Genomic DNA, 25,182 nt, shown 5'->3' on the forward strand with positions numbered 1-25,182 from the left:
GGTTCAAAGGGACAAAGGTTCAAAAGTATTGAGGTAATCACCGGAAAACTTTTGCAACTTTTTACCTATGAACCTTTTAAAACTATTTTGTTAGTTATACATACGAAAAAAGGGATGAAACATTTTGTGTTTCATCCCTTTTGTATTTATAGAAATTTGTTCGCAGAAATGCAAAGCATTGCATCTTTTTATGCCACAGATTATAGGATTAAAATGATTCAAAAATCAGCGTTAATCCGTAAAACCAGTTCTATCCGTGGGAAATTTAAAACTTTGTCCCTCTGAACCTTTGCCTCTTTGAACCTTAAAAAAAACTTATATCACAGACTAAAATGATTCAAAAATCAGCGTTAACCCGTAAAACCAGTTCTATCCGTGGGCAATTTAAAACTTTGTCCCTTTGAACCTTTGCCTCTTTGAACCTTAAAAAGATTTATTCTAAAACCAATGCTCCTAAAGCTTCCTTGCTAAAACCTTTCAATTGATCGGTTTTTCCGGCTTTAATTTTTGCAACCCAATTAGGATCAGATAAAAGAGGTCTTCCTACGGCAACTAGATCAAAATCACCTCTGTCAAAACGTCTGTTTAATTCCTCTAAAGAAGTTGGCTGAGAACTTTCACCCGCAAATGCACCAAAGAAATCTCCCGAAAGTCCCACAGAACCTACCGTAATAGTTGGAGCTCCCGTAACTTTTTTAGCCCATCCTGCAAAGTTCAAATCAGATTCTTCAAATTCAGGTTCCCAGAATCTACGTTGCGAACAATGTAAAATATCAACACCTTCATCAACAAGAGGCGTAAGCCAGGCTTCTAATTCCTGTGGATTCTTAGCCAGTTTATAATCATAATCAGAAGGTTTAAATTGAGAAAATCTCATGATTACAGCAAAATCATTACCCACTTGTTTTCTGATTTCTTTAACCACTTCAATAGCAAAACGATTACGTTCCGGAAGTGTTTTCCCACCATAAATATCAGTACGTAAATTAGTTTCAGCTCTAAAAAACTGATCAATTAAATATCCGTGAGCACCGTGAATTTCGATAGTATCAAAACCTAATCTTTTAGCATCGGCAGCAGCCTTTCCAAAAGCAATAATGGTATCTTCAATATCTTTTTCAGACATTGTATTTCCGTTACTAAAATCAGGTCGGTTTAATCCGGACGGACCTTCAAAAGGTACTGGCGGAACCCATCCTGAATGATGATTGTCCATGATTCCCATATGCCAGATTTGTGGTCCCATTGAACCTCCTGCAGCATGAACTTCATCTATTACTTTTTTCCATCCGTTCAAAGCTGCTTCACCGTGAAAATGCGGCACATTAGCATCGTTTGATGATGAAAGTCTGTCAATAACAGTTCCTTCAGATAATATTAAACCAACTTCTCCTTCAGCTCTTTTTTGGTAGTAAGAAGCTACTTCATCAGTTGGAACTCCGTTTGGAGAAAATGAGCGCGTCATTGGCGCCATTACGATTCTATTTTTAAGATTTAACGTTTTTAAGTTAAATGGCGAAAACAGGTTGTTTGTACTCATAGTAATTTACAAATTAGATTGAATTAAGTTACTGAGTGCTTCAAAGGCACCTTCGTTACGTTTATAGTAAGTCCATTGTCCCACGCGTTTTGATTCTATAAATCCTGCACGTTGTAAAATAGACAAGTATTCAGAGACAGTTGATTGTGTCAAGCCGGCTTTGGCTTGTATTTGTCCAACACAAACCCCGTGTTCAAATCCTGCATGCTGGAGCTGATCCGGAAAATTTATTTCAGGTTCTTTTAACCATTCCAGCATTTGTAATCTGGATTTGTTGGAGAGTGCCTTAAAGATTTCTATTGGTTCCATGCCGCAAATATATCGACTTTTCCCGATATACCAATCTAAAGAAAAATATTTAGGAAAATTTTAAGATGGAGAAGTACAATTGGAAGATTTTAATAAAGAAAATTTATATTTGCTTTGAAAAATTAATCGCGCAAAGTCGCAGAGTCGCAAAGTTTAATTTTAAGTTTTAATTTTTAAAAACTTTGCGTCTTTGCGACTTTGCGCGATTTGAAAATAAACTTAATCAATTATGAAAAAAACTTTACTTATTTTAGGATTTTTATGTTGTGTAATAACAAACTCAAAAGCTCAGGTTGTAGGAACTGATATTGGAGATATTGCTCCCGAAATCGATCTTCCGGATCCAAAAGGAAATAACGTTGTACTTTCTTCCTTAAGAGGAGAATTAGTATTAATCGATTTTTGGGCTTCATGGTGCGGACCAAGTATTAAGGAACAACCACAATTGATAAAACTATACAATACTTATCCTGATAAATTTACTATTTACAGCGTTTCAATGGATACTAAAAAACCGCTTTGGCTTGCTGCAATTGCAAAGCAAAAATTACCGTGGACACAAGTAAGTGATTTAAAATATTGGCAATCTCCTGTTATTGGGGATTATATGCTGCAATCCGTTCCATTGAATTTTCTAATCGATAAAAACGGAATTATCTTGGCTAAAAACATTCACGGAAACGCCTTGAACGAAATGGTAAAAAGTTTATTGACAGCACAGTAAAATTGAACTAATAAAAACTTTGAGTATATTGCTGTTTCAAACAGACAAACAATAATAAAATTTCAAAGTAAATTATGATCAAAACTTCTGTACTATTATTTTTTATGGTATTTGCATTCAATTGTAATGCACAAAACATAGAAACAGTTAATAAAGTAAAATCTTCCTATCAAAAATGCTTAAATAGCGGAAGCGGTATGAAAAATTGTTCGATTGAATATTATAATCAATCGGATAGTTTATTGAATGTTGCTTACAAGAATTTAAAACTGAAACTGAGTTCAAAAGAACAATCTAAATTGAAAAAAGAACAATTAGACTGGCTGAAAAAGCGTGATTTATATTTTGAAAAAATATATGCTGATACTAAAAAAGAAGGTCATTTTATAGAAGGAAGCAGTGATTTTGACATGGTTATTTTTGATGAAAAAGCAAATTATGTTTTTTCAAGAGTTAAAGAAATTATTAAAAGAATTTAAAATTTCTTTAAAACAAATTGATAAATGCAATCAAAACTCAATATAACTGAATTCAGAGAAAAATTAGGGAATAGTACAGAATTTGGTTCACTAAAAGTAAATTGGAGTCCTTTTCGATTATTTCCTTCGTTTGGCGGAAAAAAGCCTTTTTACGGATTTTTTGATGATGAAAGTTTTCATTTAACCATAAATTCAGTAAAATCACCAACATATTTTATAATAAAAGGAAAATATAAAAGCGTTAACAATATACTTAAAATCGATTGTATTGTTGAAGCAAATAGTAAAATCCAGTTGTTTTGGGTAAAATTTTCTCCAGTAATTTGTTTAGTTGCAATTAATTTGTTTTTTCTTTTTTTTGCTAAAGGATTAAGAAAAGGATCTACAATTGTTAATTTATTTTTACTTGTTATAATTTTCTATTCAAGATGGAAAGAGGATCGAAAAAGGAGAAAATTAGAACAGAAGTTTATTGAAATTTTTGAGATTAAACTGGCTTCAAAAAAATAAAAAGTAATTCTAAATTAAAACCATTTCATTAATTATAGATTGTAAGAAGGTGCCGCAATCTAAGATTGACCTATTGAAATTAATACAATAGTAAATATTGGAAAATTAATTCAACCTGTCAGCATGATTTCTAACACCGCCAAAACTCGTCTTCAACATTTCCCTAATTTGAAATTGAGTTTTATTTCGGGTAATATTTTTCCATTCACTAAAATCAAAAATGTGGATTTCCTGCGCATTAGAGTTTGTAACGAAAGAAAGTCTTGCAATCGAATATTTGTAATACTTTAATTCGTGAGAGATATGACGATCCGGAACCACAATAAGAATGGTCTCCCATTCCAGAAAGTTTTTAGGAACATCTTCTCTTTCAGTTAAACCAAGAGCTTCAAAAAAGGCAATAATCTTTTGATCATTAAGTTTGTCAATTTTTTGATCGACGCGTTTAATGGTACTCATAAGTTTACTTTCGTCTTTAATAACACTCATAATAATAGTTGATTTTTGTTTTTTAAGTTAATTTCAATATAAAATTACATCAAAACATAACAATTTGATAAAAGAGAGGCAATAGAATGATTCTAAATTTTACTATTGGACTTTAAGTGCTTGTATCGCTAATATTAAATAAAGCAAAACAGAGAGAAAAACTTTCGATAAAACACTTGAAACAGTACTGTTCATGATTGCAATTTGATAAAATACTATTGATTTATTCCGTTTTAAAATCATATTTTTATCGCTCTTTGTTAACCAACCTATTTATGAAACCTATTTCTCACAAAGAAATTTTACTTTATTTTATATTTTTAATTTCCATTACTTCATTTTCTCAAAATAAATCAGATCGGGAATTGATATTAATCGACAAAGACTGGCGTTTTTCGTTAGGTCATTTGTACGATACACAAAAAGATTTCGGTCATGCCGAAGGTTATTTTTCTTATTTGGCAAAAACCGGTTTTGGAGATGGTCCCGCAGCGCCGGGATTTGATGATCGTGCCTGGAGAAAATTAGATCTTCCCCATGATTGGGTTGTTGAACAATCTTTTAGTGAAAAAGCAAGTTATAGCCACGGTTTTAAAGTTGCCGGAAAAGGCTTTCCTGAAAAAAGCGTTGGTTGGTACCGAAAAAAAATCACCATTCCGCAAAGCGATCAGGGAAAAATTATTTCGCTGAAATTCGACGGCGTATTTAGAAATTCAAAAGTCTTTTTCAACGGTCATTTCCTGGGAACAGAAGAAAGCGGATACAACGGTTTTCATTATGATGTAACGGCTTATATCAATTATGGCGGAGAAAATACAATTGTAGTTCGTGCAGATGCGTCGATGGAAGAAGGTTGGTTTTATGAAGGCGCGGGAATTTATAGACATGTTTATCTACAAAAGACAAATCCGTTACATGTGATCCAAAACGGAACTTACATAACATCAGAAATTCAGAATAATAATGCTGAAGTTACTGCCGAAGTTACAATTGAAAATAAAGGAAACTATAAAGGTCAAATCGAAATTTCCCAGATTATTATTGATGCTTTGGGAAAAGAAGTTGCTACTATTTCTGAAAATGCTTCGGCACCGGAATTTTATAAAACTGCAAAATTTACTTCAAAAATAAAAGTCACTAATGCGTTATTATGGGATATTGATGCGCCGAATTTGTATCGATTGCTAACGCAGATTAAAAAAGAAGGCAAAATTGTAGATAATTACGAAACAAATTTCGGGATAAGAACTATTCATTTTGATGCCGAAAAAGGTTTTTTCCTTAACGGAAAACCGGTAAAATTAAAAGGAACAAACAACCATCAGGATCATGCAGGAATTGGAACTGCTTTGCCTGACGAATTGCAATATTACCGAATCAAAAAGCTGAAAGAAATGGGTTCGAACGCTTATCGCTGTTCGCATAATCCGCCAACTCCGGAATTGCTTGATGCCTGCGATAAACTGGGAATGTTGGTGATTGACGAAACCCGTTTAATGGGAATTAATGAATATCATTTGAACGATTTAAAACGAATGATTGAACGCGACCGTAATCATCCAAGTATAATTTGCTGGTCTGTAGGTAATGAAGAGTGGAATATTGAAGGCGGAATTACAGGCGAACGCATTACAAATGTGATGCAGGGATTTAGTAAAAGTATCGATCCTACAAGACCTGTAACGGTGGGAATTAGCAGTGGTTTTAAAAGCGGAATATCATCCGTAGTCGAAATTATGGGCTACAATTATATGGGAAATGGCGATATCGATGCACATAGAGATGAATTCAAAAACCAACCCGGAATGGGAACGGAGGAAGGTTCGACTTTTGCAACGCGAGGGATTTATTTTACAGATGATGCGAAACATTATCAAAGTGCTTACGACAAAAAACCTCGCCCAACTTTTTATAGTATCGAAGAAGGCTGGAAATTTTATGCCACACGTCAATATCTGGCAGGAATGTTTATCTGGACCGGTTTTGATTATCGCGGAGAACCAACGCCTTATGGATGGCCGTCTGTGACATCGTATTTTGGAATGATGGATGTTTGCGGTTTCCCGAAAGACAATGTATTTTATCTCAAATCATGGTGGGGAAATGCACCAGTTTTACACATCATGCCACATTGGAACTGGAACGGAATGGAAGGCAAAGAAATAGATGTTTGGGTACATTCTAATTGTGATGAAGTCGAACTTTTTCTCAACAAAAAGAGCCTCGGAAAAAAGACAATGGAACAATATGGACATTTAGAATGGAAAGTGAAATATGCGCCCGGAACTCTGGAAGCCATTGGATATAAAAATGGAAAAAAAATCCTTACCGAAATTCAAAAAACAACTGAAAATCCTGAAAGCGTAAAACTTTCTGTAGATAAGGAAAATCCTTCTAATGGAAATGTTTCGGTTATCACGGTAGAAGTTACGGATAAAAAGGGTTTACATGTTCCAACGGCAAATAACGAAATTACATTCTCTATTAAAGGCGGGAAAATCTTGGGCGTAGGAAACGGCGATCCAACATCGTTAGAAAAAGATCAGTTTATTGACGCTATAAATCTTATTCCCATTACAAATTTTGAAGAAAAGCATTTTTCAGGTGATGTTGTAAGTCAATCTGCTTTAAATGATAATAATGAATGGAAAGAAGCTTTTAAAGACAGAGATTATAAAAATCAGGCTTCGGCATATATTTATCGAGGAAAATTTGAATTGAAAAATAATTTACAATCGAATATTGTAGATTTCTTTTATAAAAAAATTGGCGTAAATGAGTCGGTTTTTGTCAACGGAACTTTAGTGAATGCAAGTGCAGATGATCCACAAAAATATCATCTGGATAAAGCTGTTTTGAAAGAAGGAACCAACTTTATAATTATAAGAGCATCGCCTTTGCAAAAAGTAAAAGATTGGGACGTGATGAATACAGATCCCGGAATTATCAAAATAGTAACGCCATCAGAACCTTGGAAACGAAAATTGTTTAGTGGTTACGCACAAATTATTATTCAGAAAGATGAAAATGCAAATGAGGTAATTTTGTCGGCTTCTGCCAAAGGATTAAAATCTGCAGTTTTGAATATTAATTTAAAGAAATAGGTTTTACAATTTATGTCGCTCCGCTGGAGCTTTGCTGTGAATTGCATATATGTTTCTACAAATATAACGCTCCTCTGGAGCTTTTAATAATCCACTAGAACCCGAATCCCAGCATATAGTGCTATATAATCTATAACAGCAAGCGCAGATAAGGGTTGTGACTAAATTTTAACACAGAGAACACAAAGTTTTTTCGCAAAGATTCGCAAAGTTTTAGAAAGATAATTTTATAAAAGTTCACAAAGCTTTCTGATGAAGCTTTGTGAACTTTGTGTTTATAAGCGCAAACCATTATAAAAAAAGTTTGCGTTCTCTGTGTTAAAATTCCCCCCACTATAAAGCTTTGTGAACTTTGTGTTTATAAGCGCAAACCATTATAAAAAAAAACTTTGTGTTCTCTGTGTTAAAATTCCCCCCACTATAAAGCTTTGTGAACTCTGTGTTTATAAGCGCAAACCATTAAAAAAAAACTTTGTGTGCTTTGCGGTAAAACTCCACCTATTTCCACCTTCAACAAAAAAACTTCAAACCTGAAACTATTTTTTATTTGATTTTCATAACTTTGCCTCATGAAAGATCAATTAGAATTTCAGAATTCAGAAAATGGTTTAAACGATTTAAAACTTAAAGGTTTTAAAGTATACGAGGTAAATGGAGACGTGAGTAAAATTCCGACGTATAATCGTAGGGATTTTTACAAGATTTGTATCAATACAAGCAAAAGTTTGATTCATTATGCAGATCGTGGAATTGAAACGGATGGAACAATATTATTCTTCGGAAATCCTCATATTCCATATTCATGGGAAATGATTTCACCTGATTATGAAGGTTATGCCTGTGTTTTTACCGAAGAGTTTTTAAAAGCAAACGATCGTTCCGGAAGTCTTCCTGAATCGCCTTTGTTTAAAATTGGCGGAACTCCTATTTTTACCTTATCGCCTGAACAAAAAGTGTTTATAGATTCATTGTTTCAAAAAATGATCGAAGAACAGGAAACCGATTATGTTTTTAAAGATGATTTAATGCGCAATTATATCAATCTGATTTTGCATGAATCGATGAAAATGCAGCCTACAGAAAACTTCTTTAAACATAAAAACGCATCTTCGAGAATTACCTCTTTATTTTTAGAATTATTAGAAAGACAATTTCCAATAGAAACAAAAAATGAACCATTGGCATTAAAAACGCCTCAGGATTATGCTAAAAGCCTTGCGGTACATGTTAATCACCTAAATCGTTCTGTAAAAGAAATTACAGGAAAATCAACAACATCCCATATTACCGAAAGAATTATTAGCGAAGCAAAAGCATTATTGCAACACACAGACTGGAGTATTTCAGACATTGGCTATTCTCTTGGATTTGAATATCCTAGTTATTTTAATAATTACTTTAAAAGACTTACCGGAACAATTCCCAAATCGTTGCGCGTATAAATTGTTTGAAATTCATACTTTTTTGTTTGAATATTGTTATTTCTGCTTGTTGTTGCTAAAGTACTTTTGCAGGGAAATAATTAGTATTAACCCCTTATCGGTTTTCTCGCTGACTTAATACAACTTCTGTAAAGCGCATTCCAGCTTTCATATTTAGTTTCCAGCACTGATATTAAAAAACAAATAATTATGAAAACATCAGAAAATCAAAAAGAAACCATTTTTCCTAAAGGAGATCTTGCATCTCCAGATTACTTCACAGGAAAAGCTTGGGTAAAAATGCTGGTTCCTAATGATCCAATTTTAAATACTGCCGTGGGTAATGTAGTTTTTGAAGCCGGAGCAAGAAACAATTGGCACACACATCCAGGCGGACAAATCCTGATTGTTACACAAGGAACGGGGTATTATCAGGAAGAAGGAAAAGCTATTCAGTTACTTCAGGAAGGTGATGTAGTTAATATTCAGCCCGAAGTGAAACATTGGCACGGAGCTTCTCCGAAAAGTGATTTCACGCATATTGCCATCAGCACGAATACTGAAAAAGGTATCGTAGACTGGCTTGAACCAGTTACCGATGAACAATACAATAACTTTAAATAATTAAGGTAAAAGTGTTGTTGTCAATCTAACAATCTAAAAGTGAATGTTTTGTTAGATCATTTTAAATAAAAAATCAATCTCAAAAAATAAATTTTTATGTCAACACTTTATACTTCTGTTATTGAAGAGGGAAAAATCCCCAATACATATATGACTGGCGATGTTTCGTATAAAAAACAAACCAGCAGCATTCATCCGGAAAATACTGTAATTAAAGAAGTAGCTTTTGAGCCCGGTTCAAGAAGTGTCTGGCACATTAATTTTAGCCTGCAATTGCTTATTGCAACAGACGGAATAGGATATTTTCAGGAAAAAGGCAGCGCAATTCGATTACTTCATAAAGATGAGGTTGTTACTATTTTACCTGGAATTGAACATTGGTACGGCGCAACACCTTTTAGTAAATTTTCGCATATTTCGATCATTACAGAAATTGATAAAGGAGCAGGGATGTGGCTGGAAAGTGTTACGGATGATGAGTATTTTAGCTTTGGAAAGTAGATTTTTTTAGTTTCTGAGTTGCTAAGGGGCTAAGTTACTAAGTAAAAAAACTCAAAAACTTAAAAGCGTATTACAAAAAGAAAACTTTGCGATTCTGCGACTTTGTGCGAAATATTTTTTTTCATGCAGATTTAAAAAAATTTGAGCTGATCTTATTTTAAACCAATTCAATCTGGGTGAAATTACCTCAAAGAAAGTAAAAAAACTTCGTGTCTTCGTGGCATTTTCAAACCTGGAACAAAGAAAACATGAAACTTAAAACAAAAAATAAATGGAAACAAAAAACATAAAAGCCTTTGGTACAGAAGCTGCCGAAGCACCATTACAAACATTAGACATACAACGCAGGGCAGTATTAGCGCATGATGTAGAAATCGAGATTTTATATTGCGGAATCTGCCATTCAGATTTGCATTCTGCCAGAAACGAATGGCACGGAACAATTTACCCAATAGTTCCGGGACACGAAATTGTGGGAAGAGTAACAAAAGTTGGCGATCATGTAAAGCATTTCAAAGTAGGTGATTTGGCTGGAGTAGGTTGTATGGTCGATTCTTGCAGAGAATGCGAGCATTGCAAAGACGGTTTAGAGCAATTTTGCGATCCTGGAAATACCTTAACTTTCAATTCTCCTGATGTTCATTTGGGCGGACAAACTTTTGGAGGTTATTCTCAAAGTATAGTAGTCGATGAAAATTATGTATTACACGTTTCAGATAAATTGGATCTTGCCGGAGTTGCACCTTTACTTTGTGCCGGAATTACAACTTATTCACCGCTAAAACACTGGAAAGTAGGACCTGGACAAAAAGTAGGAATCGTTGGTATTGGCGGTTTAGGCCATATGGGAATCAAATTAGCAAAAGCTATGGGCGCTCATGTAGTGGTTTTTACAACTTCATTGTCTAAGACTGAAGATGCAAAACGTTTGGGTGCTGATGAAGTAGTTTTATCTACAGATCCTGAACAAATGGCTAAATACACTAAAACTTTAAACTTTATTTTAGACTGTGTATCTGCTCAACATAATATTGATGCTTATTTGAATTTACTTAAAGTAGATGGAACGCTGACTTTGGTTGGCGCACCTATGGAGCCACTTCCGGTAACATCATTTAGTCTTTTATTAGGAAGAAGAAGTTTTGCAGGATCAAACATTGGCGGAATTGCCGAAACACAGGAAATGCTGGACTTTTGTGCAGAACATAATATTACGGCTGATATTGAATTAATTGGCGTAAATGAAGTAAATGACGCTTACGAAAGATTACTAAAAGGTGATATTAAATACCGTTTTGTAATTGATATGGCTTCTTTGAAGTAACAGAGGTGCAAAGAGGCAAAGGTTCGGAGTTTAAACTTTGCGCCTTCGCGTCTTTGCGCGAGGTTAAAAAAATAGTACAGAAATAAAATACTTAAAAGGTCTGACTTTATTGTCAGACCTTTTTTGGGTTAAAGAAAAAATTGTGTGATTTAAGCTTTATAACATTAAATTCTATAATTTTGAAAGTGTACAATCAACGAACTTTCTTTTGAATACAAATGCTATTCCTGTTTTAACTGTTGGCAATATACTTGGAGAAGAAACTTTGGGTATTACTTTATTTCGCCATAGCGTAAAAGGACGAAACGAATTTGAACAACCACACAAACACGATTTTTATCTGGTGTTTTTTGTAGAAAAAGGATCAGGAATTCATAATGTCGATTTTACACAATATAAGGTAAAAGATAATCAGGTTTATTTTATTCGTCCGGGTCAGGTTCATAATTGGTCGCTGGATGTTGATACAACCGGATTTCAGTTGATGCTTTCGCCAGATGTAATTAGTATATTTTCTAATTTATCATCATTTCCATTTTTTGAGCAAAATGTTCCGTCTTGTCTTTCTTTAACTGAAAAAGAATTTCAGCATTTTCAAAATCATTTGCATGAAATAGAATTAATACTTGCTGATAATGATTTACTTACCAAAGAAATAGTTTTGCTGCGTTTGCACTTATTATTAAAATTATTACAGGAGGGTTATTTAAAGCAATTTCCGGAACACGATTCTTCGACCAAACCGGAGAAAATAATCAAAAAATTTATGGCTTTACTAGATGATAATTTCAATCAGGAATCATCAGTAAATTTTTATGCCGATAAATTAAATATTACTCCCAATTACCTCAATATTCTTTCTCAGAAATATTTAAAAATGCCCGCTGGAGATGTTATAAAACAAAGAACAATTCTGGAAGCCAAACGTTTACTCACCAGCACAGATTTATCCATAAAAGAAATTGCGTACCAACTCGGTTTCAATGACAACGGTTATTTTAGTAAAGTATTTAAAAAATATGTCAGAAAAACTCCTGGCGATTTTAAAGAAAGTTATAATTTTTACCATCCTTCTCCGTAATATTCCTACTATCGGTTTTAGTTTATAAACGATTTTTGCAAAGTAATATATTCTAATTTTTATTAGAATGTTATTACTAAATCATATAACAAACTGAATTTTAGTAAAATATAATTTATGGAAGAGCATAAAATAAGCCGTAAAAAATTTCTGGGATTAGGCGCAGCAGCAACAGGAGCAGCATTATTTTCAGGAATAGGAGCGAACGCAGTCGCACAAGTTTTACCGGAAATCAAAGGCGGAGAATTAAAGGAATATCTTTTAATAAATGTAAGATTAGAAGATGGTTTTGAATACAATGAAAAAAACGAAGTTGTTGCAACTAAAACAGCTTTATACAATATTCATATTGCCAATGGTAAAATCAAAAGCATCACCACAGGAAAGTCGGTTTTGAAACTGAAAACTGTTGATGCCAAAGGACTTTTAATGCTTCCCGGGTTACGTGATATGCACATTCACATTGATAAAACATATTATGGCGCAACGTGGAATGCAGCGCCCAGAAAAGGATATACGGTAAAAGATATGATTGCGCTGGAGCAAAAGTTAATTCCGCAATTATTGCCGGATTCACAACGTAAAGCCGAAGAAGCCATTAAATTAATGCAAAGTCAGGGCAGTTATTTTGCACGTTGCCAATGTAATATCGATCCCGTGAGCGGATTAAAAAGTCTGGAACATTTACTTGCCGCATTAGATAAAAATAAAGATAGTTTTGGTTGGGAAATTGTAGCTTTTCCGCAACACGGGATTTTATATTCAAAATCAGAACCTTTGTTGAGAGAAGTGGCGACTATGGGAATTGATTTTATTGGCGGACTTGACCCAACAAATGTCGACGGAAATATGGAGAAATCACTGGATGCCATGTTTCAAATTGCGATTGATACTAATAAAGGAATCGATATCCATTTGCACGAATCGCCTCCATCAGGAAAATCGGCAATTGAATATATTATTAAAAAAACCGAAGAAAATAAACAACTACAAGGAAAGACATATATAAGTCACGGTTTTGCTCTTGCAAAAATGGATCAAAAAGATCTGGAAAAAATAGCTGAACAAATGGCAAATTTAGGAATAGGAGTAGTGTCTACAATACCAATTGGGAAAACGATAATGCCAATTCCTACCTTGAAAAAATATGGCGTAAAACTCATGACCGGAACAGATAGTATTGTCGATCACTGGCAGCCTTTCGGAACTTGTGATATGCTCGAAAAAGCTAAATTATGTGCCCAACTTTACGGCTGGACAGACGAATATAATTTAAGCCGAGCCTTACATATTGCAACAAAAGACGAAATAGTACCACTAAATGATGCAGGAACAAGAGTTTGGCCCGCAGTAGACAACGATGCTGATTTTATTTTGGTAAAAGCCACATGTTCCGCTGAAGCCGTAGCACGTTTGCCTAAAAGAGAAGGCGTTTTTTATAAAGGGAAAATGATTGCGGGAGAATTAGGTTCTTAAAGACGAGGTTCAAAGGTACAAAGGTACAAAGGTACAAAGGTACAAAGGATCAAAGCGACAAAGGTTTATGGTAGAGACGCACAGCAGTGCTTCTTTGTTGTTAAATCATAGATTGGTGTAATAATTTCTCTGTAATTTCATGTTCCGGATGAACAATATATATTATAGGATGGATTTTAATCCATTCAAGATAATAATGCATTATTTATCCAGTGAAACGTATAGGTTTGCGTTCTACGGTTAAGAGGAAACATGTTCCTTACCAGAAGATGCACTGCTGTGCGCCTCTACAGGAAAACCTTTGTCCCTTTGCAACTCTGAACCTTTGAACCTGTGAGCGTAAAAAGAAAAAACCCCTTAAGCAATTCAACTCTTAAGGGGTTTAGTAAATAAAATAATAACCAATTAAATTATTTTTTATCTAATTCTTGTTTCAACATTTTTGCATGCTCTAAATGAGCAGTTAATCCTGCAATGTTGTTTGATGCCCAAAGCTTAACATCTTGATCAGTTGCTTTGTCAGCAGCTTTTTTCAATTTGTCAATTGCTTTTTCGTGTCCGTCGATCATCATATCAGCGAACTTTTTATCAAAGTCAAGACCAGATTTTTCGTTTAGTTTGTTGTATTCCTCTTTTCCATCTTCGGTAATCGAAGTAGGTAAAGTGAAGTTTTTAGCTTTTGCTAAAGCACTTACTTCAGAAGCCGATTTTGTATGCTCATCAACAAGCATTTTTCCAAATTTCTTAACCTCAGGATTGGTACTTTTTGTTTGAGCCAGTTTTCCAATTTCAATTTCAGCAAGGTTTATTTCTGCCTGATCTACTAAAAATTCCGAATCATCTTCTTTATTATTAATAGTGTCAAATTTTTCTTCGTTTGCATCTTCTGCTACTTCTTTTGGATCTTCTTGTTTTGTTTCGTTTTTACAAGAATTAAGAGAAAGCATAATTAATCCAGCTGCTAAAAATGTTTTTCCAACTAAAAGTATTTTTTTCATGATTTAAAGTTTTAATGTTATAATGTAAAATTACCCATACTGTGTGAAGAATGCCTTACAGGATTTTTAGAGATTGTTATATGATTTGGATATTGGAGTTTCATTGTGTGTTATTTTTAATGGAATTAAGTTTTATATTCGCTACAGAAAAAAGAAATGGTATGAGTAACAATTATTTTAAACAACTGCTAGCGCGAGCTGAATGTTATTAAGTTAAGCTTTTTTTGATAATTATGAGTAATGCAAAACAAAAGTTGAAGTGTGCCGTTAGGCACTAAATATTGTTAGTTAATATAGATTAGAAATACGTTGGCGTGCCGTAGGTACGCAATAGTTATCATTTTGTTGCGTACCTACGGCACGCTATATTATTTATCCCAATTCATATTAACTACCAATATTTAGTGCCTAACGGCACAAATAGTAAGCTTTCAAATTTTGATTGTCATGAAATAATATGATTTTCGATTTTATGCTGTTTCACACATCTAAAATCAAAAATATTATTTATCTGTTTTTTTTTCTTAACTTAATGACATTGCGCTCGTTCGCGCATGATAATATAAAAAATCAAAAGACTTGAAAATAATTTAAAATCATAAAATGAAACAAGTAGTATATTTAATTGTATTTGCACTTTTAATAATGTCTTGTACGTCTAAATCAAAATTGAAAACAATAGATTTTGAAAGTTTTGAAATTACAGTTCCTGAAAATTGGAGTAAATTTGAAATCAAAGGAACCGATAGTTATGTGGGAGGAATAATTACAGATCAAAAAGACACTTTGATTTTTGATATTGGACGATATTCAGGAGACGCAACTAAACACGATGTTCCGCTGGTTTTTGATAAAAAAATGTATGCAGAATTAAGTCAGAGGCAAAAAGAACTTTTAAAGAAAGCGAAACATTTAATTGTAGATACAATTTCAGGTAGCATTGATTTCAAAAAATATCTAACACAAAAATTCATCATACAAAAAATTGACTGTTTCTCGGCTAAATTAATTATACCTATAAATAAAGAATTCGGTACAACGGGAATTTATATAGATAGTTTAGAAGGAAAAGATTTCAATAAAACTAAAATGTCTTTTTACGGTGAAAATCTCAAAGCTAAAACAGAGAAAGATTTTATAACTGCGTTAAAAACTATAAAACTAATAGAATATTGTCATTACTAAATATGCACTATCGCGAGAGTCCCTCTCGTGAACATAATAAAATGGATTAATGTTAGAAAAATAGTCATTTATAAATATAAAAAACAATAATGAAAAGGTATAAAATATTTTATTTCTTGATATTAGTAGCGATGCTTTTCTTTTATCTAAACTATTTTTCATCTTATGTTATGCCTTGGCAAAAAGAAGAAGCAATTAGGGCGGCTTTACTTTGGGGCGGTTTAAAAGAAATTCCGAAAAATGCTAAAATTATTAATCTTGAAAAGCACGGAAGTTCTTTTACAAAACAATATATAATTGAATTTGTAAGTTCAAAGCATGAAATAGAAAAATGGATACGTGAAAGTAAACGTCTGAAAAATAATATTCCAGAGGTTCGTTTAAAAATCAAAACTTATTACATTAATCCCGGAGAAATGCATTCTTACGGAGGAAGGGTTAAAATAAAACAAGATACGGTTTCAATTAATATGAGTTGGAGTTAAAAGCCTTTTCTAACTCTGCCGAATTTCACTATTTTAGACTTAATCCTAAAAATAGATTTACGTTTTACATTCTTACCAAACTTTGCGTTCACAAGCGGGACGCTTGCTCCCAATGTCATTAAGTTAAGCTTTTTAAGAGAATTATGATAATTTTCAGGCAAAGAGTCAGCAAGTTTTTAAGCATTTATTAATTGACTAGCCTCCAGCTGTAGCTGGAGGTATTTAATGCGGACAATAAGATGGCTTTAGCCAAATTATGTATTTTTTGGCTAAAGCCACTCAGATTGAATTTATATAAACTCCAGCTAAAGCTGGAGGCAATTCAAAACTACTTTGAGAGAGAAACTATAGTTCGTAAAAGCTTAACTTAATGATATTGCGCTCGCGCCAGCATGAGAATTTTTAAGATTAATATTATTCCAAAACAAGCTATCAAATTATTTAATAATAATTAAAGTAAGAAAAAGTGTATATTTGATCCCAACAAAAAACAAATAAAATAGTATAGTGCAAAATCAATCTTGTTTTTTACCGATCAGTATTTTTTAAAATAATTTTAAATATCTTTGAATTATGAGCACAGCAACAAAACCAAAACATATTGGCAGAAATATAAGCCGAATCAGAGAGCTTCGCGGAATGAAACAAGAAGCACTTGCAGAAGCTATTGGATTAAGCCAGCAAACGGTTTCCAGTATTGAAACCAGCGAAACTGTCGATTTCGAAAAACTTGTACAAATTGCAAAAGTACTTGGGGTTACTATAGAAGCTATTGAAAATTTTACAGAAGAATCTGTTTTTAATTTCTTTAATAACTTTTACGATAATAGCGCTAATAATGGTCAAGGAAACGGGAATACCAATCATAATGTCTGTACTTTCAATCCTCTGGATAAAGTTGTAGAACTTTATGAACGTTTGGTTCAGTCTGAAAAAGAAAAGGTTGAATATTTAGAAAATATCATCAAAGGGAAATAATATTCTTGATAAGAGGATTTATTATATATAAAATGCGCAATGAGAATTGCGCATTTTTTTGTTTCTATTACGAAATAATTTTCTGATGAAACCTAATGTCCTAGCCCTGATGGGAGGGAAAATCCTTTTTCTTGCTTCTTTAGCAAGGAAAAGATTGGAAGGAACAGCAGGAATAGCTCCTAAAAACCCTAATAATAATTTAAACTCGGAAGATCTAACCAAGAGTTAATTATGAAAATTTATGCAGGAATTATATAACGTATAATTCTTGCTTTTTGAGGAATTTTGGTATAAACATTATTCTATTATTAACCCCAAAATTTTTCAATCATGCCAGATCCTAGAATTAATAATGAAACACAATATCAAGCACTTTTAGAAATAGGATATAGTAAGGAAAAAGCTGCTAGAATTGCTAATTCGCCTGATGCGGGCGAAAAAGGAGGAAATGCAAAACCATATAACGAATGGACAAAAGAGGAATTGTACCAGGAGGCAAGAAGAGTAGGGATTCAGGGACGTTCGTATATGAGTAAAAAAAATCTTATTGAGTCATTGCGTAAAAACTAAAATTTAATTTAAAAAAATAGTTGAGCCACACAGGGAAAGAGGAATAGAATATATCGGAAAAAAATCAAATTCTTCAATCTCTAATCCCGATAACAATCGGGAGTGGCACAATAAATAAATCAAAAACATCATGAATGCAGCAGCAAAAGCCGAAAAACTAATGAATCAATTGATCAAAACTCCGCATTTGGTCATTGAAAAACTGGATTTAGTTTACATAAGCAATCAAACGCTGCCTATTGAAAGATGCAAATGCGATGAGGGTTTTATTTATAAAAAAAACGGTCGCTGTATTAAACAAAAAAGTGAATTAAAACGCATAAATAGTTTGGTTCTTCCGCCGGCTTGGCAAAATGTTCAGATTTCGGATTTACCAAACGGACATTTACAAGCGGTTGGTTTAGATGATAAAAACAGAAAACAATATAGATATCATCCAAGATGGAATTTAATACGCAACCAGACTAAGTTTTATAAAATAGCCGAATTTGGAAGTAAATTGCCTTTAATCAGAAAAAAAGTCGACGAGGATCTGGAAGCAAAAGAATGGTCGAAGGAAAAAGTCGTGGCTCTTGTTATTCGATTAATGGAGGAAACGCATATCAGGATTGGAAATGAAAAATATGCGAAAGACAATAAATCATACGGACTTTCGACTTTGAGAAAACGCCATATAGACATTAATAACAATTCGCTTAAGTTTGAATTTACCGGAAAAAAAGGCGTAAAACACACCATTACAACCCGAAACAAAAAACTGGTAAAATTAGTAAGCAGATGTGAAGAAATTCCGGGTTGGGAAGTTTTTAAATATTATGATAAGAACGGCGAAAGAAAAGTCTTGGACAGTCATATGGTGAACCAGTATTTACATGAAATTTCAGGAGAATATTTTAGCGCCAAAGATTTTAGAACCTGGGCGGCTTCGATTATATTTTTTGAAACTTTAATGGAAATTGGAACCACACCGGACGAAAAAGAAATTAAAAAGAACATTTTAACCGCCTTTGATGCAACTGCCGAAGCGCTGGGAAATACCAGAAATGTTTGCAGGAATTATTATGTTCATCCACTATTGGTTTCAACTTATGAAGATGGTTCAATTGAGCAGTATTTTGATCGTGCAAAAAAATGCCGAAGTAACAGAGAACATTTTTCGCATAGCGAAATTGCATTTTCTGAATTAATACAGAACTATCAGATCAATTTATTATAACTAGCGTTTTATCGCGCTAACAATATATCGCTTAGAGTTAATACATCTCTTTTAAAAGTATGAAATTTGAGTAACAAACAAAATCATTATTAACTAAAATCACAAGCTTATGTTACGTTATACAGTCATTTTTATTATTCTTGCTATCATTGCCGGAATATTTGGTTTTGGTGGAATTGCCGCTGGAGCCGCAAGTATCGCTAAAGTTTTATTCTTTATATTTTTAGTCTTATTTATTATTTCATTAATAAGCGGAAGAAAAAGCATTTAAAGCTCAGTAAATAAAAAATAAAAAACTCAAAACGACACATCTATTCAGGTATTTGTGTCGTTTGTCATTTCAAAAAAAAATCAAAAAATCAAAAAAAAATAATTATGGGAACTAAGAGCGGCGCTTACCAGGATGTTTATGTCAAAAGAGATGATGTGATGGTAAGTTTAAAAAACGATGTGACGGATTTTTGTGAAAAGTATATAAAACCTGTTCATCCTGAAAATTGGGATTGGTCGACGCGTGATTTCGAAAATCCTGATAATGATCCAACCGTTGCCGAAGCAAGAGCAATAGGAAACGTGGTTTTTAACGATTTAAGCGAAAATAAAGAAACTGATGTCGATTTGTCTACAATGAACAATGTTGAATCGATTAAGGCTTACTTAAATCCTGAAAGTAAATACGAAGCTTTTAATATGGAAGAATTTGCTTTTGCATTAAAAGTAGAACTCGAACACGGGAAAATTAAAGACGTAAACGTAACTAATAATCATCCGTTTCTAACAGCAATGATTGCATTAGCGCACATGACCGAAAGCCTAACTTATTACAAACGCTTAAAAATCATGGAAGCCGAGGGCGAGATTTATGAAATAAAGCGTAAAATGGAAAAAGTTCCATCAGAAAAAGAAGAACTTCTCGAAGAACTTACAAAAGCCGAAGACGAATTAAAAGAAGCAAAAGCAGGATTAGCTGAACGTCTGGAGAAAATGGATGATATTCCGGTTTTGGAAATTATTGGGGATTAGGTTTATTTTGAGGTTCAAAGGTTTTTTTGAGGAAAGGTTCAAAGGGACAAAGGCTTTTTGAGGAAGGTTCAAAGGAAGAGGTTCAAAGGGACAAAGGTTCAAAGGGACAAAGGCTTTTTAGTTGCTTTGTCATCCTGACGGAGGAAGGATCACACTAGAAATTCTAAAAAGTAATTCCCTATTCTTTGGCGAGTTATTTATGATCTTTCTTCATCCATATGACAAAGATTGAAAACATAAAAAAGCCGTTAATAAACTTAACGGCTTTTCTATAAAATAAACTTTGAACCTTTACGCTTTCTAAAGAAACCTTTGTTCCTTTGAACCTTTGCATCTTTGAACCTCTTCCTTTAAAACTTCCTCGGATCATTATCCGGATATTCTACATCTTCTTCTTCCTGAACATCATCTTCGATATAATCGCTTTCTTCTTCCTCATCGTCTATGTCTTCCAGAACATCTTCGGTTTCGTTGAAATCTTCCTCTTCTCTTTCTAAAGAAGCGTCGGACGGATTATCCAGTTCGTCGATTGCGTCGACATTATTGCCGTTGTTGTCCAGTTTTTCTTCGTATAAATCCTCGGTATTTGAGTTGAGGTCGCTTTCGCTATGAAAATCATCGGTGAGATCATCCTCGTCATCCGTAAGTTCATCCGGATTTGGCGTGTCAGGATTATGTCCGTTTCTAACCGTATAACCACGTTCTGCGATTTCGCTATTGTCGTTATCAGTTTCTTTCATGTCGTCGATATCGTATAATTCTTCGTTCATCAAATTATTTCTATCAGTTGTATTTGGATTCTGATTTCTAGGATCTTTATTTCCTTTAATCATGCTGTTATTTTGATCTGTAGTATTCATGATTTCTAGTTTTTAATATTTCTATATTACAAATCTAGGACGAAACAAATAGTTTTTATTATAGAATTGTATTGTGTAATTGTATAATTAACAGATGGTTATAAAATGAACAAAAAAAAGACTGTTACCGCAAAATAACAGTCTTTCTAATTTTTTCAAGTTAACAAGAAATCTAATTATCGTTTCTTTCTAAATCGTCATCCTCAAAATGATCTTCGTCTTCAATGTGTTCCACTTCATCTTCAAAATCTTCAGGCTGATTTAATTCGTCCTCTTCAGTCTCGGTATTTGTGATATGATCGTCTTCATTTATAACTTGCTCCTCATTTGGAATATTTTCATTTCTGGTGATATTGTCTTTTTTTAAAAGAGAATCAATTGCTCTGTCAATTAAAATTGCGGTATCAATATCTAAATGTCCTCTTTGATATTTTTGTTGAAAGTAAAGTTCAGCTTCCTGATACGTATGATCGTTATATGTTTCCATGATATATGTTTTTATGATAAAATTTTCTATTACAAATTTATCTCCCATTAAAAAAAAATGTCTTACAGAATTCTAAAATCTACTTGTATAATATACAGGTGTTTAGAATACAACTTTAATAAATAAATATATAACCTCTCTGATAATCAACATAGTAATTTTATCAAATATTAATAACAAAAATTATTACCATGAAAACTACAGATAGTAAAAAAGAGACTGCTTCGAAACCAGAAGTAAAAAAAGGAGTAACAAAACCAAAATCAAATGCAGCATCAGGATTGACGGAATTGTTTGAAGATGGACTAAAGGATATTTATTGGGCAGAGAAGGCTTTGACAAAAGCATTGCCTTTAATGGCTAAAAATGCAACATCGCCTGAATTAATCGATGCAATAAACAATCACCTTATCGAAACAGAGGAGCAAATCGTGCGTTTAGAGCAAGTGTTTGATATTATTGCTAAGAAAGCCTCAGCAAAAAAATGCGACGCCATGGAAGGCTTAATTGAAGAGGGAAAAGGAATTCTTGAAGAAACCGAAATAGGAGTGGTGCGTGATGCAGGAATTATTGCGGCAAGCCAAAAAATCGAACATTATGAAATTGCAACTTACGGAACTTTGAGACAGTTTGCAGAAACGCTTGGTTTACCAGATGCTGCTGCTTTATTAGAGCTGACTCTTGACGAAGAAAAAGGCGCAGATAAAAAACTAACAGAAGTTGCTGTAAATGCCGTAAATCTTGAAGCGGCCGAAGCTGATTAATATAAAACAAAACAGGATATAAAGTGCAGCCTGAAAAACTGCACTTTTTTAGTTTATAATCTAAAAAGTAATATTATGCCCGAAGGTCCATCCATATTAATCCTAAAAGAAGATGTGCAGCAATTTACCGGTCAGAAAATTTTAACTGTTTCCGGAAATAGCGCAATAGATATTCAACGCCTGAACAACAAAACAATACTTGCCTTTAAAACCTGGGGGAAAAACTTTTTAATTTGTTTTGACGATTTTTCCGTTAAAATTCATTTGCTCATGTTTGGGACTTATCGAGTCAATGAACGGAAAGAAACTGAGCCAAGATTAAGTTTGGGTTTTGATGACGGAGAAATTAATTTCTATACCTGTTCCGTTAAAATTTTAGAAGGCGATGTCAATCAATATTACGATTGGAGTGTTGACGTGATGAATGAAAATTGGGATCCCAAAAAAGCAAAGCGAAATCTCAATTTAATTCCAACCCAAATGATTTGCGATGCAGTTCTCGATCAGGATATTTTTTCGGGAGTAGGGAACATTATTAAAAATGAAGTTTTATATCGATGCCGAATTCATCCCGAATCTTTAGTTGGAAAAATCCCATCAGAAAAACTCGATGAGCTTATCGCCGAATGTTCAATTTATAGTTTCGAATTCCTGTATTGGAAAAAGAAATTTGAATTAAAAAAACATTGGCTCGCTCATACTAAAAAAACGTGCCTGAGATGTAATCTTCCTTTTGTGAAAAAACAGACAGGTAAAAAAAAGAGGAGAAGTTTTTTTTGTACTAACTGCCAACAATTACACATATGAAAAATGAAGTTCAAATAGGCTGTTCAAGTTTCAATAATCGGTTTTGGAAGGGGATTTTCTACCCTGACAACCTGTCATCTTCTAAGATGTTCGAGTTTTATTGCCAGCATTTTAGCACGTATGAGTTCAACGGAAGCTTTTACAAGTTTCCAACAGTCAGAGTGTTTCAGAATTGGTACAATAAAACGCCGGAAAATTTTATTTTTTCGGTAAAAGCACCCAAAGAAATTACACATTTTAACAAGTTTGAAGATTGCCAGGATCGAATTAATGAGTTCTATAATGTCTGCGAAACAGGTTTAAAAGAGAAATTAGGCTGTGTTTTGTTTCAATTTCCACCGAGTTATCATTTTAGCATCGAAAAACTGCATAGAATCATCGATAATTTGGATTTAAAGTTCAAAAATGTAATTGAATTTCGTCATATAAGTTGGTGGAATCAGGAAGTCTGGGACACCTTTCGTGAAAACAATATTACGTTCTGCAGCGTTAGTCATCCGCAATTACCAGACACGATTTTTACAGATTTCCCTCTGATTTTTATCAGACTTCACGGAAAATCTAAGATGTTTTACTCAAGTTATTCACCTGAAGAATTACTTTATATAAAAGATGCAATACATTTAAAATCAGCGTTTGTTTACTTTAATAATACCGCAAGTGAAGCAGGGATTTTGAATGCTTTACAGTTAAAACATATGTTGGAATAATGTTTTTCGCATTTTTGCAATTTAACTTTCGTTAAGACGAAAATAGGATGAGATAAAGTAGTGAGTAGTTTTGAATTATGTGCCCGCTTTGTCGTTCTGAGGAACGAAGAATCTTCGTTAGTAACTCCGTTGCAATTGTTACGAATGTAGAGTTTCTTGCTGAGATTCTTCGTTTTTCAGAATGACAATATTGGGCTATTGTGGGTTTGTGGAAGCTTGTAAATAACATTAAAAATGACAATAAAAAAACGCAAAGCTCTCTAAGAAATTAATCTTAGCTAGCTTTGCGTTTTTTACTTTTCGGTTAAAATATGCTGCCAATAAATTACAGTTTCAAATTACCTTCAATACCGTCATCCATTGTTTTTCCGGTTACAAATGCAGTCGCCATTTTTGCGATAGCAACCATTTTCCCGTTTTTATTGTTCCAGTAATAACCATCTTCAGGAACTACTTTTATGACACTTAAATTGGGATCATCTTCGCCTCCTGGCATCCAGACTTTCACAATTGGGTCGTATAATTCTTTAATCGTTTCTCTGTCATATTCAATACTTGCAGTTCCGTGAATAGTAAGAAATTTATCGTGTGGTTCAGCGAAGAATAATTCCACTTGAGGATTTAAAGTAATCTCAGCATTGTGCGTGCTGTTTCTGTCAGACAAAAACCAAAGCTGACCTAAATCATCAATTTTCTGAACAGACATTGGGCGCGATTGCAATCTATATTCGTCGTATGTACAAAACATACATGTTTTAATATTTTCTGCAAGATCTTTGATTTTATCTACTGCAAATTCGTCTGTAAGGTCTTTATGATCTCCCATAATATTTTATTTTTTAATTTTTAATTATTTAAATAAACCCTTTAAAAGTCTCATTATATGAGTTGTATAATAAGAGGTTTTACTTGAAATTTTCTATTAGTAAAATTGCTGTTTTTATATCTTTTTCGTTTACACAATTAGATTTAAAAATTATGAGATTTCAATTATTAATTTTTTTTATGATAAAGTAAAATAAATTGATTAATTTATATTTTTGGTTATCTTTGTTAAAGAAAAATACCCAATTACAAAACGCCCCATGACTGATTTTACTATATTTTATACTGATGATGATGAAGATGATTTGAGCATTTTTACAGATGCAGTAGAATCTTTACCAAAGAAAGTACAGCTTAAGACCTATTCAGGAGGTGAAAAGTTATTAAATGCAATTTACAATCCTCCGCCAACTCCACATGTTGTTTTTTTAGATCTGAACATGCCGGGAAAAAACGGTTTTGATGTTTTGACAGAACTTAGGAATTCAGACCCGAAAAGTGATATTCCGGTAATTATATTCTCAACTTCAAACGAGCCAAGTATTATCGAAAGATGTCGCAATTTAGGTGCTAATTACTTCATTACAAAGCCGGTTTTAATGAAAGATATCATAAGATCAATAGAACACGCACTAGAAATTGATTGGAAAAAATTCAATCCAACAGATAAAAACTTTGTTTATAAAACATAA

The 25,182-nt window shown here is 33.3% G+C and carries 28 protein-coding genes; 21 read left to right on the forward strand and 7 right to left on the reverse strand.

The genetic code is table 11. The features are described from left to right. Positions 1-433: 433 nt before the first annotated feature. The gene (locus tag KHA90_RS13700) at positions 434-1,540 is read right to left on the reverse strand and encodes an NADH:flavin oxidoreductase (protein ID WP_213301116.1); all 1,107 of its coding nucleotides are present in this window, start codon (positions 1,538-1,540) and stop codon (positions 434-436) included. A 6-nt stretch (positions 1,541-1,546) separates the two neighbouring features. Next, positions 1,547-1,849 carry an ArsR/SmtB family transcription factor gene (locus KHA90_RS13705; protein ID WP_055097872.1) on the reverse strand — a complete coding sequence of 101 codons (303 nt, stop codon included), beginning with the start codon at positions 1,847-1,849 and terminating at the stop codon, positions 1,547-1,549. A gap of 229 nt (positions 1,850-2,078) precedes the next feature. Here KHA90_RS13705 and KHA90_RS13710 point away from each other — a divergent pair, with 229 nt between their 5' ends. The 3 genes from KHA90_RS13710 to KHA90_RS13720 all read left to right on the forward strand — a co-directional run bounded on the left by KHA90_RS13710 (position 2,079) and on the right by KHA90_RS13720 (position 3,562). Next, the gene (locus KHA90_RS13710) at positions 2,079-2,573 is read left to right on the forward strand and encodes a TlpA family protein disulfide reductase (RefSeq protein WP_213301130.1); all 495 of its coding nucleotides are present in this window, start codon (positions 2,079-2,081) and stop codon (positions 2,571-2,573) included. A gap of 74 nt (positions 2,574-2,647) precedes the next feature. After that, positions 2,648-3,052: a lysozyme inhibitor LprI family protein gene (locus KHA90_RS13715; RefSeq protein WP_213301134.1), complete on the forward strand. Its 405-nt coding sequence runs from the start codon at positions 2,648-2,650 to the stop codon at positions 3,050-3,052. 24 nt (positions 3,053-3,076) lie between these two features. Then, on the forward strand, positions 3,077-3,562 hold the full coding sequence (locus KHA90_RS13720; protein WP_213301137.1) for a hypothetical protein: 486 nt from the start codon (positions 3,077-3,079) through the stop codon (positions 3,560-3,562). 105 nt (positions 3,563-3,667) lie between these two features. Here KHA90_RS13720 and KHA90_RS13725 read toward each other — a convergent pair whose 3' ends face one another. Continuing rightward, entirely contained in the window at positions 3,668-4,051 is a 384-nt protein-coding gene (locus tag KHA90_RS13725) for a hypothetical protein (RefSeq protein ID WP_213301140.1), read from the reverse strand. A gap of 275 nt (positions 4,052-4,326) precedes the next feature. Here KHA90_RS13725 and galA point away from each other — a divergent pair, with 275 nt between their 5' ends. The 7 genes from galA to KHA90_RS13760 all read left to right on the forward strand — a co-directional run bounded on the left by galA (position 4,327) and on the right by KHA90_RS13760 (position 13,582). Next, complete coding sequence (galA, locus tag KHA90_RS13730; RefSeq protein WP_213301144.1) at positions 4,327-7,155, forward strand: beta-galactosidase GalA; 2,829 nt, start codon at positions 4,327-4,329, stop codon at positions 7,153-7,155. A 569-nt stretch (positions 7,156-7,724) separates the two neighbouring features. Then, entirely contained in the window at positions 7,725-8,597 is an 873-nt protein-coding gene (locus tag KHA90_RS13735; protein WP_213301146.1) for a helix-turn-helix domain-containing protein, read from the forward strand. 189 nt (positions 8,598-8,786) lie between these two features. Further along, positions 8,787-9,200: a (R)-mandelonitrile lyase gene (locus KHA90_RS13740; protein ID WP_213301149.1), complete on the forward strand. Its 414-nt coding sequence runs from the start codon at positions 8,787-8,789 to the stop codon at positions 9,198-9,200. Positions 9,201-9,296: 96 nt separating this feature from the next. Continuing rightward, positions 9,297-9,701: a cupin domain-containing protein gene (locus KHA90_RS13745; protein ID WP_213301152.1), complete on the forward strand. Its 405-nt coding sequence runs from the start codon at positions 9,297-9,299 to the stop codon at positions 9,699-9,701. Between the two features lie 271 nt (positions 9,702-9,972). Further along, positions 9,973-11,025: an NAD(P)-dependent alcohol dehydrogenase gene (locus KHA90_RS13750; RefSeq protein WP_213301155.1), complete on the forward strand. Its 1,053-nt coding sequence runs from the start codon at positions 9,973-9,975 to the stop codon at positions 11,023-11,025. Between the two features lie 208 nt (positions 11,026-11,233). Then, positions 11,234-12,106 (forward strand): helix-turn-helix domain-containing protein, encoded by an 873-nt coding sequence (locus KHA90_RS13755; protein WP_213301159.1) that lies wholly within the window; start codon positions 11,234-11,236, stop codon positions 12,104-12,106. A gap of 117 nt (positions 12,107-12,223) precedes the next feature. Next, complete coding sequence (locus KHA90_RS13760; RefSeq protein WP_213301162.1) at positions 12,224-13,582, forward strand: amidohydrolase; 1,359 nt, start codon at positions 12,224-12,226, stop codon at positions 13,580-13,582. Positions 13,583-13,992: 410 nt separating this feature from the next. On the opposite strand, the gene KHA90_RS13765 is transcribed toward KHA90_RS13760, so the two are convergent. After that, positions 13,993-14,580, reverse strand: coding sequence for a DUF4142 domain-containing protein (locus KHA90_RS13765; RefSeq protein WP_213301165.1), 588 nt, complete (start codon positions 14,578-14,580; stop codon positions 13,993-13,995). Between the two features lie 603 nt (positions 14,581-15,183). On the opposite strand from KHA90_RS13765, the gene KHA90_RS13770 reads away from it, so the two are divergent. The 7 genes from KHA90_RS13770 (at position 15,184) to KHA90_RS13800 (ending at position 20,037) form a co-directional block, all read left to right on the forward strand. After that, the gene (locus tag KHA90_RS13770) at positions 15,184-15,765 is read left to right on the forward strand and encodes a hypothetical protein (protein WP_213301168.1); all 582 of its coding nucleotides are present in this window, start codon (positions 15,184-15,186) and stop codon (positions 15,763-15,765) included. 89 nt (positions 15,766-15,854) lie between these two features. Next, positions 15,855-16,250, forward strand: coding sequence for a hypothetical protein (locus KHA90_RS13775; protein WP_213301170.1), 396 nt, complete (start codon positions 15,855-15,857; stop codon positions 16,248-16,250). A gap of 573 nt (positions 16,251-16,823) precedes the next feature. After that, positions 16,824-17,228, forward strand: coding sequence for a helix-turn-helix domain-containing protein (locus tag KHA90_RS13780; RefSeq protein ID WP_213301173.1), 405 nt, complete (start codon positions 16,824-16,826; stop codon positions 17,226-17,228). Between the two features lie 330 nt (positions 17,229-17,558). Next, the gene (locus KHA90_RS13785; protein ID WP_213301176.1) at positions 17,559-17,798 is read left to right on the forward strand and encodes a DUF7218 family protein; all 240 of its coding nucleotides are present in this window, start codon (positions 17,559-17,561) and stop codon (positions 17,796-17,798) included. Positions 17,799-17,928: 130 nt separating this feature from the next. Beyond that, positions 17,929-19,014, forward strand: a complete 1,086-nt coding sequence (locus tag KHA90_RS13790; RefSeq protein WP_213301179.1) for a DNA topoisomerase IB — start codon at positions 17,929-17,931, stop codon at positions 19,012-19,014. 109 nt (positions 19,015-19,123) lie between these two features. Beyond that, the gene (locus KHA90_RS13795; RefSeq protein ID WP_082421327.1) at positions 19,124-19,285 is read left to right on the forward strand and encodes a DUF1328 family protein; all 162 of its coding nucleotides are present in this window, start codon (positions 19,124-19,126) and stop codon (positions 19,283-19,285) included. 104 nt (positions 19,286-19,389) lie between these two features. Beyond that, positions 19,390-20,037: a DUF5661 family protein gene (locus KHA90_RS13800; protein ID WP_213301182.1), complete on the forward strand. Its 648-nt coding sequence runs from the start codon at positions 19,390-19,392 to the stop codon at positions 20,035-20,037. A 350-nt stretch (positions 20,038-20,387) separates the two neighbouring features. Here the strand turns inward: KHA90_RS13800 and KHA90_RS13805 are convergent, their stop codons facing one another. Next, entirely contained in the window at positions 20,388-20,897 is a 510-nt protein-coding gene (locus KHA90_RS13805; RefSeq protein WP_213301185.1) for a hypothetical protein, read from the reverse strand. 172 nt (positions 20,898-21,069) lie between these two features. Continuing rightward, positions 21,070-21,384, reverse strand: coding sequence for a hypothetical protein (locus KHA90_RS13810; RefSeq protein ID WP_213301188.1), 315 nt, complete (start codon positions 21,382-21,384; stop codon positions 21,070-21,072). A gap of 191 nt (positions 21,385-21,575) precedes the next feature. On the opposite strand from KHA90_RS13810, the gene KHA90_RS13815 reads away from it, so the two are divergent. From KHA90_RS13815 to KHA90_RS13825, 3 genes are all read left to right on the forward strand, one after another. Continuing rightward, positions 21,576-22,148 carry a YciE/YciF ferroxidase family protein gene (locus KHA90_RS13815; RefSeq protein WP_213301191.1) on the forward strand — a complete coding sequence of 191 codons (573 nt, stop codon included), beginning with the start codon at positions 21,576-21,578 and terminating at the stop codon, positions 22,146-22,148. A 75-nt stretch (positions 22,149-22,223) separates the two neighbouring features. Next, positions 22,224-22,955, forward strand: coding sequence for a DNA-formamidopyrimidine glycosylase family protein (locus KHA90_RS13820; RefSeq protein WP_213301194.1), 732 nt, complete (start codon positions 22,224-22,226; stop codon positions 22,953-22,955). Beyond that, positions 22,952-23,665: a DUF72 domain-containing protein gene (locus tag KHA90_RS13825; protein WP_213301197.1), complete on the forward strand. Its 714-nt coding sequence runs from the start codon at positions 22,952-22,954 to the stop codon at positions 23,663-23,665. Before KHA90_RS13820 ends, KHA90_RS13825 begins: the two co-directional genes overlap by 4 nt. A gap of 325 nt (positions 23,666-23,990) precedes the next feature. Here the strand turns inward: KHA90_RS13825 and KHA90_RS13830 are convergent, their stop codons facing one another. Next, on the reverse strand, positions 23,991-24,491 hold the full coding sequence (locus tag KHA90_RS13830) for a pyridoxamine 5'-phosphate oxidase family protein (protein ID WP_213301200.1): 501 nt from the start codon (positions 24,489-24,491) through the stop codon (positions 23,991-23,993). Positions 24,492-24,750: 259 nt separating this feature from the next. On the opposite strand from KHA90_RS13830, the gene KHA90_RS13835 reads away from it, so the two are divergent. Continuing rightward, positions 24,751-25,182, forward strand: a complete 432-nt coding sequence (locus KHA90_RS13835) for a response regulator (protein WP_213301203.1) — start codon at positions 24,751-24,753, stop codon at positions 25,180-25,182.

It is taken from the genome of Flavobacterium psychroterrae (assembly GCF_018380615.1).
Lineage (GTDB): Bacteria > Bacteroidota > Bacteroidia > Flavobacteriales > Flavobacteriaceae > Flavobacterium > Flavobacterium psychroterrae.

What these genes read in the sequence shown, in the direction of transcription:
- KHA90_RS13700 (WP_213301116.1), bottom strand. Translation starts at nt 1,540, where the DNA reads ATGAGTACAAACAACCTGTTTTCGCCATTTAACTTAAAAACGTTAAAT.
- KHA90_RS13705 (WP_055097872.1), bottom strand. Translation starts at nt 1,849, where the DNA reads ATGGAACCAATAGAAATCTTTAAGGCACTCTCCAACAAATCCAGATTA.
- KHA90_RS13710 (WP_213301130.1), top strand. Translation starts at nt 2,079, where the DNA reads ATGAAAAAAACTTTACTTATTTTAGGATTTTTATGTTGTGTAATAACA.
- KHA90_RS13715 (WP_213301134.1), top strand. Translation starts at nt 2,648, where the DNA reads ATGATCAAAACTTCTGTACTATTATTTTTTATGGTATTTGCATTCAAT.
- KHA90_RS13720 (WP_213301137.1), top strand. Translation starts at nt 3,077, where the DNA reads ATGCAATCAAAACTCAATATAACTGAATTCAGAGAAAAATTAGGGAAT.
- KHA90_RS13725 (WP_213301140.1), bottom strand. Translation starts at nt 4,051, where the DNA reads ATGAGTGTTATTAAAGACGAAAGTAAACTTATGAGTACCATTAAACGC.
- galA (WP_213301144.1), top strand. Translation starts at nt 4,327, where the DNA reads ATGAAACCTATTTCTCACAAAGAAATTTTACTTTATTTTATATTTTTA.
- KHA90_RS13735 (WP_213301146.1), top strand. Translation starts at nt 7,725, where the DNA reads ATGAAAGATCAATTAGAATTTCAGAATTCAGAAAATGGTTTAAACGAT.
- KHA90_RS13740 (WP_213301149.1), top strand. Translation starts at nt 8,787, where the DNA reads ATGAAAACATCAGAAAATCAAAAAGAAACCATTTTTCCTAAAGGAGAT.
- KHA90_RS13745 (WP_213301152.1), top strand. Translation starts at nt 9,297, where the DNA reads ATGTCAACACTTTATACTTCTGTTATTGAAGAGGGAAAAATCCCCAAT.
- KHA90_RS13750 (WP_213301155.1), top strand. Translation starts at nt 9,973, where the DNA reads ATGGAAACAAAAAACATAAAAGCCTTTGGTACAGAAGCTGCCGAAGCA.
- KHA90_RS13760 (WP_213301162.1), top strand. Translation starts at nt 12,224, where the DNA reads ATGGAAGAGCATAAAATAAGCCGTAAAAAATTTCTGGGATTAGGCGCA.
- KHA90_RS13765 (WP_213301165.1), bottom strand. Translation starts at nt 14,580, where the DNA reads ATGAAAAAAATACTTTTAGTTGGAAAAACATTTTTAGCAGCTGGATTA.
- KHA90_RS13770 (WP_213301168.1), top strand. Translation starts at nt 15,184, where the DNA reads ATGAAACAAGTAGTATATTTAATTGTATTTGCACTTTTAATAATGTCT.
- KHA90_RS13775 (WP_213301170.1), top strand. Translation starts at nt 15,855, where the DNA reads ATGAAAAGGTATAAAATATTTTATTTCTTGATATTAGTAGCGATGCTT.
- KHA90_RS13780 (WP_213301173.1), top strand. Translation starts at nt 16,824, where the DNA reads ATGAGCACAGCAACAAAACCAAAACATATTGGCAGAAATATAAGCCGA.
- KHA90_RS13785 (WP_213301176.1), top strand. Translation starts at nt 17,559, where the DNA reads ATGCCAGATCCTAGAATTAATAATGAAACACAATATCAAGCACTTTTA.
- KHA90_RS13790 (WP_213301179.1), top strand. Translation starts at nt 17,929, where the DNA reads ATGAATGCAGCAGCAAAAGCCGAAAAACTAATGAATCAATTGATCAAA.
- KHA90_RS13795 (WP_082421327.1), top strand. Translation starts at nt 19,124, where the DNA reads ATGTTACGTTATACAGTCATTTTTATTATTCTTGCTATCATTGCCGGA.
- KHA90_RS13800 (WP_213301182.1), top strand. Translation starts at nt 19,390, where the DNA reads ATGGGAACTAAGAGCGGCGCTTACCAGGATGTTTATGTCAAAAGAGAT.
- KHA90_RS13805 (WP_213301185.1), bottom strand. Translation starts at nt 20,897, where the DNA reads ATGAATACTACAGATCAAAATAACAGCATGATTAAAGGAAATAAAGAT.
- KHA90_RS13810 (WP_213301188.1), bottom strand. Translation starts at nt 21,384, where the DNA reads ATGGAAACATATAACGATCATACGTATCAGGAAGCTGAACTTTACTTT.
- KHA90_RS13815 (WP_213301191.1), top strand. Translation starts at nt 21,576, where the DNA reads ATGAAAACTACAGATAGTAAAAAAGAGACTGCTTCGAAACCAGAAGTA.
- KHA90_RS13820 (WP_213301194.1), top strand. Translation starts at nt 22,224, where the DNA reads ATGCCCGAAGGTCCATCCATATTAATCCTAAAAGAAGATGTGCAGCAA.
- KHA90_RS13825 (WP_213301197.1), top strand. Translation starts at nt 22,952, where the DNA reads ATGAAAAATGAAGTTCAAATAGGCTGTTCAAGTTTCAATAATCGGTTT.
- KHA90_RS13830 (WP_213301200.1), bottom strand. Translation starts at nt 24,491, where the DNA reads ATGGGAGATCATAAAGACCTTACAGACGAATTTGCAGTAGATAAAATC.
- KHA90_RS13835 (WP_213301203.1), top strand. Translation starts at nt 24,751, where the DNA reads ATGACTGATTTTACTATATTTTATACTGATGATGATGAAGATGATTTG.